Source organism: Haloarcula onubensis, from assembly GCF_031624605.1.
GTDB classification, from domain to species: Archaea; Halobacteriota; Halobacteria; order Halobacteriales; family Haloarculaceae; genus Haloarcula; species Haloarcula onubensis.
Map to the genome: position 1 here is coordinate 1 of NZ_JAMQOS010000010.1, position 19,501 is coordinate 19,501.

Below are 19,501 nucleotides of genomic sequence, written 5' to 3' on the forward strand. Positions count from 1 at the left end.
CGCGAGGACCTCATGGCCTCGTCCGAGTCCGTGCTCGAGCAGCTGCACGACCAGGCGACGACGACGTCGGCTGCACAGCTGCCCGGGTCGGTCGGTCGCCAGAGCGCGGTCGCCGGCGCCGGCGGGAACGAAGACGCCGACGAGTTCAAGGAGATCGTCGCGGAGCTCAGCGGCAACGACGAGGGAGGTGAGTGAGCATGACGAGTAACAAGATCGTGATGGGCGGTCCCGAAGCCGACGAGAAGGAAGGCGAGGCGACCGAGTCCATCACACCCGGCCACCTCATCGAGCCGGCCAACGGCGACTACGAACAGTTCAAGAAGCACGCGACAGCTGCGGGTCCAGCCGAGCCGCTGGTGGCGACGAAGGCCGCCTACTCCGGCGACCCGACGACGTCCGCCGAGGCAGTCGAAGACGCCTACGCGAACGGCGAGTACATGTTCGCCGCGGGGCTCAAGCGGTTCAACCGCTCTCTCGGCCTCGTCTTCGGTGGCTCGAACGCCGCCGGCGCCGGCGCGGACGTCGCAACGAACGCGAACATCAGCGAGGGCGACCTGCTCGTCTCCTACGGCAACGGCGCCCTCCGGAAGTACGACCCCGGCAACGGCGACTCGCCCGGCGCAGTCGTCGGCCGAGCTCGTGAAGACGTCGACAACTCCGGGTCTGCGACGCAGGCCCGCATCGTGTGGGAGGCCATCTAACAATGTCTGGAGCACAGCAGACCGGCAGCACGGAAGTCCAGAGCGCAAAGCAACTCTTCGCCGACGGGACTGGCGACCGCGGGTTCCAGTACCTCATGGCGTCGTCTGACGAGGAGCGAGCGGAGCTCATCGCCGACGGCGCACTCGAGTACGAGGAGTGGAAGCGGCTGAAGGACGTCGTCATCGAGAACCGCAACCAGCAGATCAACCTCGTCAACGACCTGCGTTCCGCAGGCCTCACGACCGAGGAGAGTCTCGCCACGTTCGTCTCCCGGTGGCAGACCATGGGCGACATCAGCGAGGACGCCGAGATCGGGATGAATCCCGAAGGCAGCAGCAACGAGGAAGACCCCGGCTACGGGCTGGACGGTGTCCCGCTGCCGTGTGTCTGGAAGGACTGGCGGATCGACCGCCGGCTTCTGATGGCCAGCCGTCAGGGCCCGGGCAACTCGCTCGACACGAAGGTCCCGAGCCAGGCGACGCGCTCGGTCAACTCCACGTTCGAGCAGTACTTCGTCAACGGCTGGAAGCGCCAGATCGACGGTCACGAGATGTTCGGCTTCACGAACCACCCCGACCGGAACCAGGTCACCGGCTCGAACTGGTACGACGGGACGACCGATGCCGAAGACATCCGCGGGGACTTCCTCACGGGAGTCGAGGCGCTCGAGGACGACGAGTTCGACGACGGCGGCTATTGGGCGTACGTCCACCGCAACGAGTACCAGCGCCTCCGCCGCATCATCGCAGACTTCGGCTCCGGCAACCCCGGAGACACGAACATGCGGGAGCGGATCCTCGAAGAGCTCGGCGAGGAGGTCGAGCAGATCCGTCCGACCAAGCACGTCCCGGAAGGCGAGGCGATCCTCTTCCAGCCGACGCGTGATGTCGTCGAGCTCGGTGTCGCCGAGGAAGTCATGCCGATCGAGTGGGAGAGCCCGTCGGGGTGGACCCTGCACATGAAGATCTTCGGTGGCATGAACCTCCAGCTCGCGTCGACGGAAGCCGGGCAGATGGGTGTCGCCCACATGACCGGGCTGGCGCCCTAACAGGTGATACTCGATGCCTGAACGCTACGAGTACACCGGCACCCTGCTGTATCGCTCGGACGGAAACGAGGTCGAGAAGGTCGAACGCGGTGATGTCATCGAACCGACCGAGTCCGAACTCGACTCTTTCGGGGACTCGCTGCGGCCGCTCGGGCAGGCCGAGACGGCAGACGAACCCGACACCGCCGATGAAACGGCCACTGAGGCGTCGACCGACGACGCAGAAGAGTCGGATGCGGAGACGTCGGAAGCGCCCATCGACCCCTCGGAGTACACCATCGACGAGCTCGACGAGGAGATCGCTGAAGGCGACTACTCGAAGGCTGCCATCAGCGCGATCCTCGAGGCAGAACAGGGTGGCGACGACCGTAACGGGGCCGTCGGCACGATCCAGGCTCACCTGGACGCCTGAGGTAGTGGCTGATGCCCTACCAAGATGAGTCGGACCTGAAGTACATCGATGAGCTCGCGGACATCCCGCTGACCGGCCCGGAGCCAGACTCCTGGACGACGGACGACAAGCTCGAAGCGGCCGAGTCGGCCGAAGAGAAGCTGGAAGCCGACGTCTACGACGGCAGAAAGATTCCCGGCGCCGGCGCACTCCACGCGACCGCTGCGAACGCGTGGGCGAGCTACTTGCTGGTCGTCGGTGCAGAACACCCGAAGGACGCCACGTCAGAGGTCTTCGCCGGCGGGTCTGGTGAGGATGTGATGGAGTTCGCACACGAACTCAAGAACATCTACCACGAGACGAAGGGTTCCATCCAGGTGTCCGACGCCGACGAAGGAACTGGTACGGCTCGCGTCAGCTCCGTGGACTTCTAACATGACCGAGTTCGATGGGTTCGAGCAGCTGGCCGCGAAGCTCCAGCTCCTTGCGACTCATCTGGACGAGGCGGCCAAGTTCATCGGCCCGGCTGTCGACGCCGGGGTGCAAACGACCGCGCTGCAAATCGAGCGGTCGGCTCGGGAGAAGGTCCCCGTTGATACGGGGAACCTCCGGAGAAAAATTGACACGCAGAAGGTCGGCGAGGGGGAGTACCTCGTCGGCACGAACGTTCCGTACGCGCCCGACGTCGAGTTCGGGCGGGGGCCCGTGGTAGCTGATGACGGGTACCTCCGGTTCAAGGTCGACGGAGAGGTGCTGTTCAGGAAATCGGTTGGGCCAGCAGAGGCCCAACCGTTCCTTCGGCCGGCACTCCAGGAGCACAAGAGCGACCTCGTCGAGAACATCGAAGAAGAGATTGACACCGTCCTCCGGGCGGCGTTCGAGTGATGCGTAGCAGCACGGAGAAGGTCCTCTCATGACTCCAACAGAAGCTCTCGAAGCTATCGGCCGGGCACTACAGAACTCCAACCAGTTCACCGGCGGGTCGTACATCAACCATCTCGGCGATTGGGAGCACGGCGATGCCGGGCTGAAACAGCCTGTGGTCGTCATCCAGCCAGTCGGCCGGATACGCTCCGACGCCCACGACTCCGACCTGGTCGGCTACACGACCGATGCAAACGGTGACCGGACTGGTCGGATCTTCCAGGCGGATTGGGAGATGGAGGTCCAGCTGGATATCTACGTCGCCGGCGGGAACCCCAACCTCGACGAGAAGCAACTCGGGCACGACCTCGAGACGGCGCTGCTCCCGTTCGACAGCAAGCGTCAACTGAGTAAGTTTCCGGATGGCGACGGCGGTGTCGTCGACGCCATCACTCACTTCCGCGTCGGGGAAGGTCGTCCGGAGCCCGACACTGGCGGCGAGATGACTGCTCGGCGCTGGCGACAGGACCTGATGGTGCACTTCCACGACCAGGCGACGACGACGGACGACCAGATCACGACGGTCGCCACGGCGAACTCCGACGAGATGGAGACTGGCGACTCGGACGATGAGCTCGTCTGGAACTACTGACCGAGGCGCACCGACTGACAACTATCACGACCACGACACATGACGGTAACATACGACGCGACGCCCGGGACGAAGGTCATCCTCGAAGCCGGTTCGATTCAAGGCATCGAGGTCGGCGCAGCTGAGAAGCTCGTCATCTTCGGACGGGGCGACACGAACAACGGCAACGCACAGACGAACGACCCGACGGCGGTGACGTCAACCGGCTCTGCTGAGAGCGAGTTCGGAGACGACTCCGAGCTCACTCGCGGGCTGCAAGACGCCATCGGAAACGGCGCGAACACCGGCTACCTCTACGGGGTCGGGGTCGCCCGGACGTCGGTCACCGACGAAGATATCACCGGCGGTGGTGACGCTGGTGACTCCTCGGCTGGCTCGGCTATCGGGAACGTCCCGCTCGTCGAGGACACCGCGGAGATCACGGTCGAAGACGACACGGCGACCGAGCTCGACGTCGAGTTCCACTACGTCACCGGGACCGACCTAACGAATCTGTCGCCGGCTGCGGACACGATCTACATCAACCCCTTCACGGGAGAGTGGGTCGCCGACGCAGCTGACAACTACAACATCGACTACAAGTACGAAGACTGGTCCAGCGCCTTCGACAGCGCCGACATGGTGCTGAACGAGGGCGAGTCTGGTGTCTACGTCGCCCTCACCGAAAGCGAAGACGTCGCGTCGACGCTGTTCTCGAAGGCAACTGCGCTGCGAGACCCGGACTACAAGATGGTGAAGGCCTTCGCTGGCGCTCAGCCGAACGCTGATTCCAGCGAGACGCCGCCGACGCCCATCTTCGACACGGCGAACTACAGCGACGCGCTCACATCGCTCGCCGGGTTCGCAATCGCACCGGCACGCCAGGATGACTCGACCGACACCGTCCTCGGCGCCGTCGGAGGTCTCGCTGCGGGCAACTCGCTTCAGAACCCGATCTACAACGAGCCGATTACTGGCGTCGACCTGGAGACGGGGAAGAACGACGAGGGTCGGCTCACGCACGGAGAGCGCTCGAACCTTCGGAACGCGTACGTGATGCCCCTCAAGTACGAGGGCGCCATCACCGTCGACGGTACACTGTCGACCGACGAGACGGAGCTGTGGGAGGTCGACTTCCAGACGCTGCGTGTCATCGACCGCTGCGCTCTCATCGTGCGTGCCATCGGGCAGGCCATCCGCGGCCAGCTGGACAACTCGGGCACCGGAGAGATCGCCGCCGAAGAGGCGCAGGCACAGCTCGAAGACCTCGCCAGCGACGGTCTCCTGAAGCAGAACACGTCCGACGAAACGAACCTGTTCGTCCGCGAAGCGGATTCCAACCAGGGCACCATCGCCCTGGAGATGGGTGTCACGCCCATCCAGGCGGTCGAAACGTTCGAGGCGACGATCACAATCGCGTGAGGTGAACCATGAGTGCAAACCGTAACCAGATGGGAGACGACGTCGACCTCGTCATCGATGGGGATACTGTCCCTGTCACCGACAAGGGGTGGACGTGGACCCAAGAGACGGCCGAATCGAACTTCGACGACAGCAAGCACCCCGACCGTGGGGTCTCCTCGAGGTACCCGGAGGGGGACCTGGAGTACGACGGCACGAAGAAGGACCTCGAACAGAAGCTCATCGAGGCAGGAGAGGACAAGCACCGCCTCATCTTCCGCGAGACCGACGTCGGCGGCGGCTACCGGATGATGGGCGTGCTCATCACGTCGATCGAGAAGTCCCACCCCGACGGGAAGTCGAACGTGAGCATCAGTTGGGAAGGCGAGCGGATGGTGCCGTTCTGAGCTGGAGTAGCTGGAGACTCATTCACACATGACAGATTCAGACGTCGAAGTCCTGAACAAGGTACTGGAGGAGGAATCGGGCGGCAAACCGTACATCGTCGAAACACGCCACGGCACCATCACCTACGAGATGCGCCGGGCGGCTCGCCAGCGCCGTCACGAGTTCATCGACTCGCTGCCGGACGAGCTCGTCGACTACATGCAGAGCCAGGCCGACGAGAAGCGTGATCAAATCGATGCGTCCGAGATATCGTCTCTCGACGACATCAGCGAGGTCGAGCCGGACGACGCACCCACGGATGCAGCGATGACAGCGGACGCCGTGGCGGCGATGGAGGAGTTCATCGTCGAGCATCTGAACCACTCGAAGATCACCGACGGAGAGACTCGGGACCTCCTGGAGTACTGGCCAGACAAGCAGTTCTTCGCAACCTCGTTCCTGATCCTCGCCATCTCCGGCGAGACTGAAGGGATCGAAGGGTTTCGCACGGAGTGACGAAGGGCTCGCACTCCTGGAAGACATCGAGATGTTCGGGATGAAAGGCGTCAGCGGCGCTGGCGACCTGACTCTCCCGCAGCACCTTTTCCTTCACACTGCCCGCGAAGAGCGCCGGCGCCGGCGTAAAAACAACTCAGGTTAGTTAGGTATGTTCGAAGCACTGAACGTGTCGCTCCTGGCGAGCGACACGATATCCAGTTCACTCAGAGGTATCGCTGGAGCTGCAGACTCCGCCGGCGCCGCAGCGGCAGCGTCCAGTGTGGAGTTCGGCGCGTTCGGCGAAGCGCTCGACGCCGTCGACGACGATGCGATGGAACTCGCCGTCGGTGCCCACACTGCAAAAGGAGCGGTCGACGAGCTCGGCGACGAGTCGCTGGAGTCGGCTGCTGAGCTCCAAACCCTCAGCGGATCGATGGGGGCGGCGTCGGCATCGTCTGCCGGACTCGCCGCTTCCCTCGGCCCGCTGCGCGGAAGCATCAGTTCCCTCGGCCCGATAGCTGCCGGGGTCGTGCCGCCACTCATCGGACTCGGGGGCGCACTCGGCGGCCTCGCCACTGCAGGTGGTGGAGCCGCGGCCGGGATCGCCGCGATCGCCGGCGCCGGCCTCCAACGGAAAGCCGAGAACATGGCCGCTGCATCCTCGGAGTTCGCGGACTCCGGGGAAGCGATGCAGGCCATCATGGACGAGTTGAAGGCGTCGATGAGCGAGGCCATCGCCCCGCTGAAGACGATGGCGTCGACGGAGTTCGCGATGGCCGGGCTGGAAGGCCTGGTCGAACTCACCGGGATTGCGGCTACGAGCATCGCCGAGCTCCAGGACACACTGATGCCGCTCGGCTCCGCTCTCGGTGCGGACGTCCTCGAGGCCGCCCCGGTCATCTTCGACGAAATCGGGATGACCGTTGAAGCACTCAGCGGACAGCTCGAAGGGCTCGGTGGCGTGATTCAGGATATCCCCGAGATGATAGCCTGGTTCAGGGAGCAGGCGGTCGCGCTAACTCCCGAGCTCGGGAACTTCGCTGGCAGCCTCATCGGAGCGACCGCAGCGATTGGGAGCTTCGGTACGTCGATACTCGAACTGATCCTTCCACCACTGTCGGTGGCTCTCGACCTCATCGGGTACTTCGCTGGTCTACTCGCAGCTATCCCGAAGCCACTGCTCGCAGCGGCCGGTGCCTTCGCCATCTACACCGCAGCAGTCGCGGTGTACGGTGGGGTTGCAGGCGTAGCAGCCGCCGCGAGTACTGTGCTTGCTGGCACGATAGGGGCGCTGACAGCTCCTATCTCAGGCACGGCACTCGCTATCGCGGCAGTGATCGGTGCAGTCGTCGGCATCATCACGTACTTCGGCTGGTGGGAGGACATCATCAACGTCGTCACCGCAGCCTGGAACGGCTTCGTCGAGATCGTGGAGTTCGGAATTGAGATCACGTACGCCATGATCAAGGCGATAGGCGATATCCTCGGCCCCATCGCCCTGGTCTTGGGCCCGCTCGGTGTGTTGATCTGGACCATCGACAACCTCGGCCGCATCATCGATTGGGCCGGGCAGATGTTCCGGTGGTTCTCCGGGCTGGTCAACGATGTCGTCTCCAACGTTCTCGGGTGGGTAGACACGGCAGTAAGTGCTATCAGAGACCTCATGGATTGGGCGATGAACGTCGTCAACGCCATCCCCGGGGTCAACATCGACTTCGGGAACATCCAGGAGAACATCGAACTCGACGCGCTCAAGTCGGGCGGCGGTGATGAGGGCGGCGAGCAGGAGGAGAAGACAGAGAGCGAGCAGACGAAGAACGAAGCGAAGAACCACTACGACTTCCGTGGTGCTGACTTCGGTGGCGCCAGCGCGACCGACGTCGAGCGCACGGTCTCGGAAGCAATCCGCAAAGCGAACCGCGACTCACGAGCGCGGGAGGACGCTCAGGGCTTCTAATCCATGAGTCTCAGCAACGATGACCGGGCCACCGCACGGCTCGGCGACATCACGTTCGCCTTCGAGCATCCGCAGCTCGAAAGCAGCGGCTCAGGACAAGCAGCCAAACACGAAATCCTGCCGGTCGATGAGAACGACGATGCGACGACAGTCATCCAGCCGATGGGCCGCAAAGCCCGGGACTGGACACTCCGAGGCGACTGCTACAAGGAGACTGCGGATGCACTCGACAACCTGAACGGAGAGGTCGTGGAGCTCCGCCACTCCCGGCACTCCGGGGACGTCTACGTCGACGACGTTCGGACGAACCCCGAAGGTGCTCTGGACGAGAACGGGTGGCGCTACAGCTACAATATCTCACTGACAGAGGTGGTGTGAGTGCCGGTCGCCACCGAGAAGGTCTACGGTCACGTCTCTGTACAGGGCCGAGACTACCCGATCGTCACTGGTGGCTCAGGCACTCGAAACCGCGGGACAGAGATAGAAACCGGCCTGACGTACAACACCGACCGATACAACACGGCAGCGAAGATGGCCGTGACTGTCCTCTCCGAGGAGGAGATCGGTGAGTCGATACCGGTTGATGTGTCGATCCGCGGCACCACGATGTTCTCCGGGACGATACGGAACTCGAAGGAGGGGATCAGCGACCGAGTCCGCATCGAGGCCTACGACGCCGTCGCTGACCTGAAGCGAAACACCATCACCGCGAGCTACGACCGAGCCGACATCGGCAGCATCGCCCAAGATGCGCTGGACGAAGCCGGCGTCGCCGGGGCTATCGACCTGCCGACCGTCCGAGTTTCTCCGGAGTTCGATGGGCTCCGCTGCGACAAGGTACTGAAGAAGGTCGCTCGGTGGGGTGATGCAGCGTGGTGGACGACCGCCGAGAACGTGGTCGTCGTGACAGAAACCATCGCCAGCGAAACTGAGTCGCACGACCTCCAGTTCATCCGTGATGCGTCACCAGGGAAGCGCACGCCGGCGTACCAGTCCGTGCGCGTCATCGGGTCCTCGGCGGTGTCCCGGCGCGGGTTGGGCTACCGGTACCTCCTGTCCAGCCAACCGATCATCGCGACGGCCGGGTCTGGACAGCCCGTCTTCGAGTTCCGAGACAACGACATCCAGAGCCAACAGCAGGCCGAGAATGTCGCCAAGGCGCTGAAGAAGCGCCTCGACGAACAGCAGAAGTCCGGGTGGGTCGAGGTTGTTGGCCGCGAAGACATACGTCCATTCGACGATGTCTCGGTTCCACCGGCCCTCGGCGGCGAGACCTACCTTGTCCGTGCGGTCGAGCAGACTATCGACGACCGGAGCGGCTTCGTGACGCGACTTACACTCGGCGGCCTCATCTCACCATGACCGAAGAACTCGAAGACACGGAACGTGCTCGTATCCTCTCCATCGTCCGGGAAGAGATCAACCTCCCACAGCGGGGAGAGGTCACCGACGTTTACACACACTCGTCGAGTGACGACTCGTCGAACCACGAGGTGGACGTCCAGATCCCACCGGGGAACAACGCCGTTCGGGAGCATCACCGTGTACCGGTCGGCGTCCCGGCAGACGGCTCCATCGTCGTTCCGCGCGAAGGCGACCACGTGCTCGTCCAGTATGAGGCCGGAGACGGCGAACGCCCACTCGTCACGAAAGTGTTCTACGGCGACGCTGACAGCGACCGGGCCCTTCTCGGTGACGAGGGTGACGTCCGCGTCCGTCGCGGCGACGTCGAGGTCGAGCTCGCCGGCGACGGCTCGTTCGGACGGTTGGCGTTGACGCCGAGTGATGGTGGTTCGCCCGACCTGGTCGTCGAGGTCGACAGCAGCGGAACCATCCGGCTCGGCGACCCGGACGGGACGCTGGAACCAATCGCTCGTAACGGCGACGCCGTCGAGGACGGCTCCGGCACGCAGGTCGGAACAGTCGTTGCGAGCAGCACCGACGTCGAATCGAGCTGACCACACTAACCCATGCCAGAACCCACAACTGCCGAAGCTCTCGGCACCGGCATCGCCTTCGAGGACCTTTGGGACTTCCACGTCCAGGCAGGCTCTATCGGGGTCATCGACGGCTTCGATGTACTCGGCCGCGACCTCGCGTTCGGTACCATCCAGGAGCTCGACGAAAAGCGCGGCCAGCCGTTGACACCGAACCTCGCCGAAGAGGTGAAGATAGCACTACGCCGCGTTGCGAACCGCGATGGCCGCGTAGGACGGATCGTCCCACCCATCGAGGTGACCGAGTCCGACGACCAGGAGGCGACCGCCGAGGTCTCCATGACGCTGGTCGCCAACACCGGCGAGCGCGGCGAGTACGTTCTGACCGTCTGACCGGTCTCGAGGACGACTGACCGAGACGAGAACCGACCATGACGCTCCAACCAGAAGACCAAACCTCAATCTACGACCGACTCAAGTCGGCAATCGCCTCGGCGAGTTCGATAACGAACTTCAGTCCGAACTCACCCGAGAAGGCGATCTCCGACGACGGCTTCGCTGCGGAGTTCCGGGAACGCCAGCACGAAGCCCTCAGTGTACAGCTGTCCGCACGGATCGACTACGCGGGCAAGACCATCACCGAGGAGGACCTCGAAGACCTTGACCTCGATCCGGACAAGGTCGACCTGGACCTCCTCAACTCGTTCCAGTCCGATAGCGACCTGGACGAGCTGGCGAAGCGAAACGGCGTCTTCCGAGATCCCGGTTCGTTCGCAACCGGGACCGTGACGTTCCAGACGACGTCGGACGCCGCGACCATCCCACAAGGGACGGTAGTCGGGACGCAGCCGGACGCTGACGGCGACTACATCCCCTTCGAGACTACCGAGGAGGTGTCGCCCGCAGCGGGTAACACACAAGTCGATGCCGAAATCCAGGCCATCAACCGTGGTCCTGAGTACAACGTCGGCTCGTCGACCATCACCTACATCCCATCCCCGCCCCCCGGTGTCGAGGGTGACCCTCCGGTCAACAACGCGACCGCGACGACCGGCGGCGAGGCCGAGGAGTCTAACAGCGAGCTCCGTGAGCGAGCGAAGGACTTCCTCATCACCACCAGCGGTGGCGGGACGAAAGGCGGACTCGAGGGCGCACTTGTCGCCGAGTACGCCGGCCTTGACGAGGGTGACGTCATCGTCGACGAGTTCCCCAACGCCGACCCGATCTACGCCGACGTCATCATCGACGGTGGACCGTCCGATGGCGACGCGCAGTCATCTATCGACGACTTCCGGCCAGTCGCGGTCTCGCACAACCTGGTCAGGCCGACACAGGTCACGATCAACCTGGACGTCACCGTCGACGGGACGGACGTTGACGCCGCCGAGGTCGAAAGTGACCTGAACGACTACCTGACCGGACTCGGAATCAGCGAGGATGTTGTCCGCGACCAGCTGGTCGCAACGACGATGACTGCCGATCGGGATATCGACGGTATCGATTCGCTGACCGTCACCGTTGTCGATGAGGTCCACACCTACCAGACCGGGACATCTGTCTATACGCTGGAGAAGACACCTATCGTGTCCGACTCGGTCGCCAACGTCGACGACGCGAGCGGCGATGCGTACGTGAACGGCACGGACTACGATGAGGTCGACGACTCGGGTGACGGAAAGCAGGATGCTATCGACTGGTCGGTCGGTGGGTCGACACCTGATGATGGCGAGGACTTCGAGGTCGACTACGAAGTCCCGGACGATATCGCGGTCGGCGACCGGGAGAAAGCCGAGCCCGGCGCGGTGACCGTCACGGTGAACTAAGATGCCAGACCGAACTCTTGAGGAACGGCTCCCGTCAGCGTTCCCCTCGTACGACGATGATACTGACTTCGGTGCCTGGCTGGACGCTCACCAGGACGAGGTCGATGGGCTGGATGCAGACCTCGACTCAGTCCAGCAATCGCATCAGGTCGCCCACGCGACCGGGAACGAGCTTGACCTCATCGGCGCAGACTTCGGGATTCTCGGCCGACGTCGTGGACGTGATGACGACTCCTATCGGCAGTTTCTCCAGTCGCTGATCCCGGCTTACTCCGGTCGCGGTACACCGCCCGGGCTGCGCACAGCGGTCGCTGCGGGTGTACTCACAACCAAAGACGATATCGGCCTCGTCGAGGACTTCGATGCGAACCGGTACGAAGTCGAGTTGTACGATTGGGAACCTCACAAGACGGGAACGGTGCACACGCTGGCGAACGTCGCTGACCCATCAGTGGTCCAGCGCCGTGACCCACTCCACTACTACAGCGAGGCAACCAGTCTCGCCGTCAGGACCGACTCGACAATCGCGCTCGGCATCCACAACCTTGCTCCATCTGCATCGGTTTCGATGACCGGTGAGAGCACACTGGTTCAGGATATCCGGAACACGCTGGCAGCAGCTGCGTTCGTCGCTGCTGGTGGCGACACGACGACGGACCTGATCAGTGCGCCGTTGGGGAACGCGACGCTCGGGGATATCACACTCGGGCTGCCGTCTGCGAACGGCACGTCCTGGACGAACCTCGGAAGCGGAACTCTCGGTAGTGAAACACTATGACGACAATCACCGACAACGGACTCGAATGGCTCAGTGACGCGGCGCTCGGCTTCAACTCCGAAGAGATCGACGCAATCGCCGTCGGGACAGGAGCTGGCAACGAGGGCACAGGGGCTACGAGTCTCACGGCAGAGGAGTATCGCGCAGACCAGACATCAGAAGACGTCGTGTTCATCGAGACGGACGCGACCGGTGCCTTCGAGGCGATCATCACGGTTACCGGCGATCAAGATGTTCCGGCCGGCACTGAAATCACGGAGATTGCAGTGTTCGCCGGCGAGACCGATGCGAATCCGACGATGATAGTCATCGACGAGTTCGCTGCTGTGACCATCGAGAACGGCCACACCGAGGAGTTCACCATCCCGATCGACATCACGAGGTAAACCATGGTTGACCACACTTTTCCACAGAACGACGATCCGAACGACGCAGAGAACTTCGGTGAATGGGGCGGCCGACAGAACATCAGCGACTACGTCGAGTACGGCCTGAACTTCCAGAACGTCGACTACGGAAACCTCGTTTTCGACGTGACGGAAGGGAAGTGCTACACGCTCGCTCCCGATGCAGCTGCGGCGACGACTGGCGAGCTGCGCCACCGAATCGACTACGGCATCCATCTCGATGCTCGAGGCGGGAAGACGCTGACGGACAACGCCGTCAACTACGTCTTCGTGAAACCAAACGTCGCGACGGACGATGCGCCGGAGATCGTGGTCAACACGACCGGGACTCCGCCGACCGACGCCTCGCTGAAGATCGGGGAACTGGACACGAACAACAACACTGCCACAGAGCTGAACCGGCGGCCGGACGTCACGCTCGGGGACGCAGATATCGAGCGGCTGGCGGCCGCCCTGGACGCGAATGGACAGGACATCTCGAACGTCGGTGCGTTCGACAGCGATTCGGTCAGTACAGTTGAAAACTCAATTACCGGGGAAACGGATGTCAAGCTATCGCGCTCATCAAGCCTAACCTCAGTCTCTGCCGGCAGCTATGTAAATGCCTTCGATACAGTTGACGAAGATAATAGAAATGAGGTCAACAGTAGCACAGAATTCGTACCGGACAAAAGTGGCAGGTACGAAATCTTGGCCATGGTGCGAATGGTTCCGGGGTCAAGTGGGGATAATTTGCGAGTGAGGCTGCAGAACGTAACGGACTCCACAACAATTGAGCCCAGATTCTTCGACCAAGCATCTGCTTCAGCTTTCCAAACTGTTTTTCTCTCGTTCTCTTTCGTTCTAACATCTGGGAAGGCATATGAGATCCAAGTGACTGACAACAACAGCAGTTTCGATGTCGACAATGCAGATACTGCTGTGTCTATTCGTTGGAGTCCTGTGCAGTAATGAGTCAGACCGCTCTCAGTCATCAGCCGTAATCTTCTGAAAGGAACCCATGTACTGGCCAGACCTCATCACACTGAGACGCATCGCTCTCCCTGTCCTCGAGCGCAACGAGCGCCGCCTGTTCGGACGGGATATCATGTTCAGCAAGCCACTCCAGACGCGGGGGTTCGCCGGCGTCGTCCTGGAGGCGACCGTCGACGACGTCCGCCGGCAGCTGCTTAACGTCGACAACGTCTACCCCGTCAACACGGCGACGCTCAAGTACCACGAGACCTCGGAGGGCCGGGCCTACGAAGCAGGCACGTACGCGCTACGTCCCGAGGGCTTCCTCGGCGAGATTCAGTACCACTTCAGGCTGTGGCCTCACGTCGACGGCGTCGGCATCTCAGCTCATCGTGAGTTGAATCCGTGGCGCCGGCCGCGTGATCACTACGCCGGCGTGGACTGGCATGTCGGTCCCGGCGTCGAGAAGGCGTACGAGCTGCTGGACATCGACCGGTCGAAGTCCGTCGACGGCATCCGACCCCGGTAGTTCCGCTGTTTCTTCGCGGTCAGAGCTACCGAGTGGTTCGCTCTTCAAAAAATTCAGCAGGTGACCAGCGGCAGCGCTACTGCGAGTAGATCTGGTGGAGCTGCCGTTGGGTATTCCGTGATGACGCTGCGACGTAGTTCCTGGCCGTACTGATATCGCTCCATCCGAACATCGCCTGTAGTGGGAGCGGTGAGAGGCCACGAGCCGACGCGTGCGTCGCTGCAGTGGCTCTCAGCCCATGGGGTGTCGTCTTGTCCACGGTCCAGCCATCGACCTGCTGTAGCACCGTGTCGACCCTGCGGTTGATGGTCGTTTGCGACTCGGGCCAGCGCTCGAACCTGTCGAAGAACCGCTCGACGACGAGTTCGGCTCTCGCGTCGAAATCGAACGGGACGTCCCGGGATGCGTTCGGGTTCTTCGGGCTCCATTCGAGCGCCTCGGCCTCGTCGAAGGTGATCACTTCGTCCTGCATGTACTCGTGGGCTGCGTTGTCGAGCGCATCGAGGACGGCGTCGCGGTTCCCGACAGCCTCAGCTGACTCCAGGAGGACGTCCAGCTGACGTTGGACGTCGTCTTCGGATAGGTCGCCCTCGACGGCAGCGAAGTGGACTCCCTGAATCTGGCTCCTCACGTGCCTCGGCAACTTGTCGCCGACGGCGTCGTCGAGGACTTCCATCCTCGCCTCAGCGAGATCCATCTTCGCGTAATCCACCTTCTGTCTCACGGCCTGCTTGCAGCTTCCACAGAGTCCGCCGTCTTTTCCCTTATCACACGGGTCGTGCGCCGGGATTTCGATCATTCGTCGCCGCCAGTTGATCCAGTCGGAGTGGATGTGGCAGAGCTCGCCTGGCCGCAACCCGAGGCGACCCAAGACAAACGCGACGAACACGGTCTCCTGGCTTCGGAGGTCACAGTCGAGGTTCTGCGCGGCCCTGACAAACAGTTCGAACTCGCGGTCGTCCAGGGCGAGTTCTTTGCTCTCAGTGACCATCGTCCTCCTCGGTGCCCCGTGCGTCAGCGTCGTACCACTCCTCGCCGTCACACAGTTCGGAGATCGTCGCCATGAGGTCCGCGACCTCGACGGCGTCCTCGGTCGACCGGAGCTTTTTGGGACGCTCGTAGTACTCGATGAGGCCGTAGTGATCGAGCAGCGGCAGGTGAACCTGCACGAGCGAGACGTAGTTGCGGTGGACGTCGTCGGTCACGAGGTCGCCGGCGTTCTCAGCTCCGGCGAGAGCTTCGGCGAGGGTCGACACCTCCACGAACGTCAGCTCGTCGCCGTCGTACAGCCCTGCGAGGAACCTGATAAGCCGCCGTCGACGCTGGTCGGCCAGGCACTCGTAGAGGTCCTGCTCGACCATGTCTATCGAGGGCTGGTCAGCTGACACGGCGCCGAGCAGCTTCCCGAACACGCCGCCGTCAGTGGCGACGCTGTCGTCGACGTCGTCGGTCGGCCGGACGTGGACTGCCCGCATACCCTGTTCGACCGTGATCAGGTCGCGCTGCTGGAGTTCGTCGAGCGTCCAGCGGAGTTCGTCTTTCGTGACGCCGGCCCGCTTGGCGAGGCCGTCGACGGTTACGTTCTGCTTCTGCCGGACGTAGTCCAGCACTGTCTGTGCGTCTAAGTCGCTTCGTGTGACACCAGAGTTATCACTCGCGGTGTCGTTTCTATCGTTTGCCGTCATCGTAGCGATGGCGCAGGGTTCGGTGCCTTCAACACCGGGCCCGTTTCTGATCTGGCCTACTGCGCCTACCAACTGGTATTGGATATTCCTACTTAAATGCTTGTGTTTCTAAGCAGTCCTTTATATAATCTATGTCCAAACCTCATGTCTAACGCTGTCTCAGGTTTAGATATTCTAAATCCCTCCCTAAACCTTTAACCGGAGTAGATATTACCACCTGGTATGGCACTCGATACCGACTACGCCAAAGCCCGGGTCCAAACGTTCCGGGAGTTGGTCGCCGGTCCCCCGGAGAAGCGGGACGACAGCCTCTCTCCCGAGGACCGAAACATTCTCATCCAGTACGATGAGCAGCTGACCCGAGACCGGAAGCACAACGACCGCTGCGGCTGGTACCATCACGCCAACACACTGTCCCGGCTGTTCGTGTACGCTCAAGAAACCGGACAACTGGCCGCCTGTCTGAAAGACGGGGACGAGGGCGAACAAGCGCTCGACCAGATCACCGACTGGATTCACTCACAGGACTACGGTGGCTACAGTCTCCAGGGTCACCTCTCGACGATTCGAGTGTTCGCCGAGACCATCCTCGGCGAGCTGCCGGAGCGCTTCGAGGAGATCGAGCCCGGCGCACACGTCGAAGAGGACCCGGCGCCACTCCCGAGCAACATCGTCGAGTACTCCGACGCCATCAAGATGGTCGTCGAGGTCGACTCATTCCGGGACAAAGCCCTGATTCTCACGCAGTGGTCGGCGGGTTTCCGCCCGATGAGCGAGCTGTACACGCTGCAGCGGAAGAACGTCGAGATATTCGACGACCACGCCGAGATCACGCTGGAGCCAGAAGGCAAAACGAACCGTCGGTCGGTCATCCTGGTCGTCGGGTCGGCGATGCTGCGGAAGTGGATTGAGGAAGAGCATCCAGTGCACGACGACCCCGAAGCGTCGATGGGGCCCGAGACGTTCATCTGGACGAAGCTGAACAAAAACAAGCACCTCTGCTACGGAGCGATGGCCGAGCGATTCACTGTCGCGGGCGACCGCGCCGAGCTCGAAAAGGACTACTCCGGTCAGCACCTTCGCCGGTCGGCGGCCTCGGTCTTAGCCGGTCAGCCGTACATCTCTGAGCGAGACCTCCGACAACGGTTCAACTGGTCGCCGAACTCCGATGCTCCGGAGCACTACATCGCTGCGAACAGCGCTGCGACCAAGGTGAACGTCGCCATGTGCCGCGGTCGTGACGTCGACGGCATCAAGGAGTCGCCCGACACGGCTCCGGTTCTCTGCCCGAGCTGTGGCGACTGGACGACTCGGGGACTCGACAGCTGCATTTGGTGTACGCACGACCTCGACGACGAGCAAGCGACCTTCCAGCAGACGATGCAGGACCCGCGGGACGCCGGCGAAAAAGACCTCGCACAGATGCTCCTGGACGGGGACGTCAGCGCATCGGAGCTGCGGACAATCAGGAAGCTGGAGGCGCAAATCAAGACCGAGCGTGACCTGTTCGAGCAGATTGACGATTACATCGTGAAGGCCGAGGCCCTCGAGGACGCTCACGAGACTGGCGGGGACAGCGTCTCCAGCCTGCTCGGTGTCACCGGGCTGGTCGGGTGGGCCTCGGCGACGGTAGGCGAGGCTGCGCAGCGTTGGACGTCGACGAAGCACGCTGCGATGACGATACACCCGGGGTTAGAGGACTATCCTCCGTCCCGCCCGCGGCTCGCTGGTGTCCTCCTCGGCTGGCTGGCCATCCTCAGTGTGGCGATACCGCTGCTGATCATGAACAGTATCTTCCAGGACGTGGTCGCCGGTGAGCCGACCGCAGTTCTGTCAGCGATTATCGCTGCGGGAATCGGCCTGTGGCTGGTTCATCGGGACATGCCGTCGCTCGACGAGGCCCTGGACGCTGCGGCGTCGGAGTAGGCCGTGGGCCCACGTGGCCAAATCACTGTTTTTATCTGGTAATCTGGCACTACTCTACCATCGAAAACCGTCGCTGTCCTGCGATTCCCGCAGTCGAAGCCAAGGGGTCGAAGTAACTCGGAACCCGGTGTCTCAGAGACTATAAACTATAGAGCGCTATATGGATTCCGCACTCAGCGATACCAGATGGTTATCACTCGTTGTCGTATCCCCACTCAGACATCTTCGCTTCGACCTCATCTAAGTGCTCCAGCGCCACGAGGTAGGCCGCCTCACGGAAGTCAGTGAGATACACGCGTTTGTTCTCCAGCCGGCCCTTGACGTCGTCGAACGCCTGCTCTTCAGCGTCGACGGTCGGCTGTCGCACGTGTAACTGTATGACCTCGGGCCGTTCGCCCTTCACTGACGACCGCTCGTAGATTCGTGGCAGGCCGTCGTCGTCGGCGTCCTTGGTGTCCGAGTCCAGGTCAACGTCCGTCGCCTTTTCCTCGTCGGTCGAAGCATCGTCCTCGTCGTCATCGTCGAAGTCCTCGAACGGGTCGTCTGCCCCACTTCCGGACTTCATGCCACAGCCTCCAGGCGGGCGGCGAGGTCGTCCAGCTTCTCGACCGTTTCCATCTCGTGGTCGCGCTGCGGCGAGCGGTGCTCCTCGACGAACTTGAACGCTGAGCACTCCTGGTCCCAACAGCCGCCGAACAGTGACTCCCGGTCGCGGATCACGACGGGGACGTCGTACCTCGACGCTTGTATCTCGTCCAAGTACCGCCGGTGCGCCGAGAGATTCGAAAGCCCGATCGGGACGACTGCCTCCGCGCCGACGTTGATGTCCAGCTGGTCCTCGAGGCCAGCGACGATATCGTCGAGACCCTCAATCGACCGGTCGCCCTTCCCCGAGAGTTCAAGCGGGACGACAAGCCGGCGGGTTGCGAACACAGCGTTGTAGACGTGCTGCCCGCTCGTCGCCGGCGGGTCGATGAGGATCACGTCGTAGTCCTGGTGGACGTCGTTCCGACCGAGTACATCGCGTAGCTGCTCGGCGGGCTCGAAGTCGCCGTCACGGATTTTCGCGCGTATCAACCACTCCGGAAGCTGTTCGAGCGTGTTGTGGCTCGGGATGATGTCGACGCCCTCCGCCGTTCGGATGAGGTCCCGGACAGGACCGTCGGCGTAGTCTTCGCTGACCATGTGCTTGGCGAGGGAGTCGATATCCTCGCCGCGCTCGTCGTCGACGCCGAAGAGCGCGCTGACCGATGCATCCTGCGGGTCGAGGTCGATGAGCAGGACGTCGAGACCGTGGCGACGGTGCGCGACCGCCAAGTTCCCCGCGAGCGTCGATTTTCCGACCCCGCCCGCCTCCGAGTACAGCGTGTACGTGAGCATGGGGGTACGTGGGGGTCTGTTTAGTCATAAAGCCTCGTCAGACAACACACTCAGGCTGTCTGAGTAACTGGCCTGAACAGTTTGTCTGGTCAGGTTGACTGGTCAGTCTGACTCAAGAGGTTAACTCACAAGAATACTGATATATTAGACACGCTTAACCAACATTGGGGCACCCCAAAGCCCGACTGTTGGTTAAACACTCG

General features: G+C 62.5%; 24 protein-coding genes and 1 pseudogene. 21 read left to right on the forward strand and 4 right to left on the reverse strand.

The annotated features are described in order from the left end of the window. The 20 genes and pseudogenes from NDI86_RS21520 to NDI86_RS21615 all read left to right on the forward strand — a co-directional run. Positions 1–195 (forward strand): annotated as a pseudogene (locus NDI86_RS21520) (hypothetical protein); the annotation flags it as partial. 2 nt (positions 196–197) lie between these two features. Next, the gene (locus NDI86_RS21525; RefSeq protein WP_310902334.1) at positions 198–701 is read left to right on the forward strand and encodes a hypothetical protein; all 504 of its coding nucleotides are present in this window, start codon (positions 198–200) and stop codon (positions 699–701) included. A 2-nt stretch (positions 702–703) separates the two neighbouring features. Beyond that, positions 704–1,750, forward strand: a complete 1,047-nt coding sequence (locus tag NDI86_RS21530; RefSeq protein WP_310902335.1) for a hypothetical protein — start codon at positions 704–706, stop codon at positions 1,748–1,750. 13 nt (positions 1,751–1,763) lie between these two features. Further along, complete coding sequence (locus NDI86_RS21535) at positions 1,764–2,162, forward strand: hypothetical protein (protein ID WP_310902336.1); 399 nt, start codon at positions 1,764–1,766, stop codon at positions 2,160–2,162. A gap of 11 nt (positions 2,163–2,173) precedes the next feature. Continuing rightward, entirely contained in the window at positions 2,174–2,575 is a 402-nt protein-coding gene (locus tag NDI86_RS21540; protein ID WP_310902337.1) for a hypothetical protein, read from the forward strand. A gap of 1 nt (position 2,576) precedes the next feature. Continuing rightward, positions 2,577–3,026 (forward strand): HK97-gp10 family putative phage morphogenesis protein, encoded by a 450-nt coding sequence (locus tag NDI86_RS21545; RefSeq protein WP_310902338.1) that lies wholly within the window; start codon positions 2,577–2,579, stop codon positions 3,024–3,026. Between the two features lie 28 nt (positions 3,027–3,054). Then, on the forward strand, positions 3,055–3,657 hold the full coding sequence (locus NDI86_RS21550) for a hypothetical protein (protein ID WP_310902339.1): 603 nt from the start codon (positions 3,055–3,057) through the stop codon (positions 3,655–3,657). 39 nt (positions 3,658–3,696) lie between these two features. Further along, positions 3,697–5,058, forward strand: a complete 1,362-nt coding sequence (locus tag NDI86_RS21555; protein WP_310902340.1) for a hypothetical protein — start codon at positions 3,697–3,699, stop codon at positions 5,056–5,058. An 8-nt stretch (positions 5,059–5,066) separates the two neighbouring features. Beyond that, positions 5,067–5,444 (forward strand): hypothetical protein, encoded by a 378-nt coding sequence (locus NDI86_RS21560; RefSeq protein WP_310902341.1) that lies wholly within the window; start codon positions 5,067–5,069, stop codon positions 5,442–5,444. A 28-nt stretch (positions 5,445–5,472) separates the two neighbouring features. Further along, complete coding sequence (locus tag NDI86_RS21565; protein ID WP_310902342.1) at positions 5,473–5,940, forward strand: hypothetical protein; 468 nt, start codon at positions 5,473–5,475, stop codon at positions 5,938–5,940. Positions 5,941–6,091: 151 nt separating this feature from the next. Continuing rightward, positions 6,092–7,879, forward strand: a complete 1,788-nt coding sequence (locus NDI86_RS21570; RefSeq protein ID WP_310902343.1) for a phage tail tape measure protein — start codon at positions 6,092–6,094, stop codon at positions 7,877–7,879. A gap of 3 nt (positions 7,880–7,882) precedes the next feature. Then, complete coding sequence (locus NDI86_RS21575) at positions 7,883–8,257, forward strand: hypothetical protein (protein WP_310902344.1); 375 nt, start codon at positions 7,883–7,885, stop codon at positions 8,255–8,257. After that, positions 8,258–9,241, forward strand: coding sequence for a hypothetical protein (locus NDI86_RS21580; protein WP_310902345.1), 984 nt, complete (start codon positions 8,258–8,260; stop codon positions 9,239–9,241). It begins immediately after the preceding gene. Further along, positions 9,238–9,837 (forward strand): hypothetical protein, encoded by a 600-nt coding sequence (locus NDI86_RS21585; protein ID WP_310902346.1) that lies wholly within the window; start codon positions 9,238–9,240, stop codon positions 9,835–9,837. Before NDI86_RS21580 ends, NDI86_RS21585 begins: the two co-directional genes overlap by 4 nt. Before the next feature lie 12 nt (positions 9,838–9,849). Beyond that, positions 9,850–10,209 carry a hypothetical protein gene (locus tag NDI86_RS21590; protein ID WP_310902347.1) on the forward strand — a complete coding sequence of 120 codons (360 nt, stop codon included), beginning with the start codon at positions 9,850–9,852 and terminating at the stop codon, positions 10,207–10,209. Positions 10,210–10,247: 38 nt separating this feature from the next. Further along, positions 10,248–11,639, forward strand: coding sequence for a baseplate J/gp47 family protein (locus NDI86_RS21595; RefSeq protein ID WP_310902348.1), 1,392 nt, complete (start codon positions 10,248–10,250; stop codon positions 11,637–11,639). Position 11,640: 1 nt separating this feature from the next. Continuing rightward, on the forward strand, positions 11,641–12,417 hold the full coding sequence (locus NDI86_RS21600) for a hypothetical protein (protein WP_310902349.1): 777 nt from the start codon (positions 11,641–11,643) through the stop codon (positions 12,415–12,417). Further along, positions 12,414–12,803 (forward strand): hypothetical protein, encoded by a 390-nt coding sequence (locus tag NDI86_RS21605; protein WP_310902350.1) that lies wholly within the window; start codon positions 12,414–12,416, stop codon positions 12,801–12,803. The genes NDI86_RS21600 and NDI86_RS21605 overlap by 4 nt, the downstream gene beginning before the upstream one ends. 3 nt (positions 12,804–12,806) lie before the next feature. Continuing rightward, a complete protein-coding gene (locus NDI86_RS21610) occupies positions 12,807–13,775 on the forward strand; it encodes a hypothetical protein (protein WP_310902351.1) in 969 nt (322 codons plus the stop codon). A gap of 49 nt (positions 13,776–13,824) precedes the next feature. Then, positions 13,825–14,307, forward strand: coding sequence for a hypothetical protein (locus tag NDI86_RS21615; protein WP_310902352.1), 483 nt, complete (start codon positions 13,825–13,827; stop codon positions 14,305–14,307). A gap of 76 nt (positions 14,308–14,383) precedes the next feature. On the opposite strand, the gene NDI86_RS21620 is transcribed toward NDI86_RS21615, so the two are convergent. Both NDI86_RS21620 and NDI86_RS21625 read right to left on the reverse strand, forming a co-directional pair. Continuing rightward, positions 14,384–15,298, reverse strand: coding sequence for a tyrosine-type recombinase/integrase (locus tag NDI86_RS21620; protein WP_310902353.1), 915 nt, complete (start codon positions 15,296–15,298; stop codon positions 14,384–14,386). Continuing rightward, entirely contained in the window at positions 15,288–15,992 is a 705-nt protein-coding gene (locus NDI86_RS21625; protein WP_310902354.1) for a DUF7344 domain-containing protein, read from the reverse strand. Before NDI86_RS21625 ends, NDI86_RS21620 begins: the two co-directional genes overlap by 11 nt. Before the next feature lie 222 nt (positions 15,993–16,214). Between NDI86_RS21625 and NDI86_RS21630 the strand changes: the two genes are divergently transcribed. Further along, positions 16,215–17,918, forward strand: a complete 1,704-nt coding sequence (locus tag NDI86_RS21630; protein ID WP_310902355.1) for a tyrosine-type recombinase/integrase — start codon at positions 16,215–16,217, stop codon at positions 17,916–17,918. Between the two features lie 193 nt (positions 17,919–18,111). Here the strand turns inward: NDI86_RS21630 and NDI86_RS21635 are convergent, their stop codons facing one another. Together NDI86_RS21635 and NDI86_RS21640 are read right to left on the reverse strand one after the other, a co-directional pair. Further along, positions 18,112–18,483, reverse strand: coding sequence for a DUF7970 domain-containing protein (locus NDI86_RS21635; RefSeq protein WP_310902356.1), 372 nt, complete (start codon positions 18,481–18,483; stop codon positions 18,112–18,114). Continuing rightward, positions 18,480–19,298, reverse strand: coding sequence for a ParA family protein (locus NDI86_RS21640; RefSeq protein ID WP_310902357.1), 819 nt, complete (start codon positions 19,296–19,298; stop codon positions 18,480–18,482). Before NDI86_RS21640 ends, NDI86_RS21635 begins: the two co-directional genes overlap by 4 nt. Between the last annotated feature and the right edge of the window lie 203 nt (positions 19,299–19,501).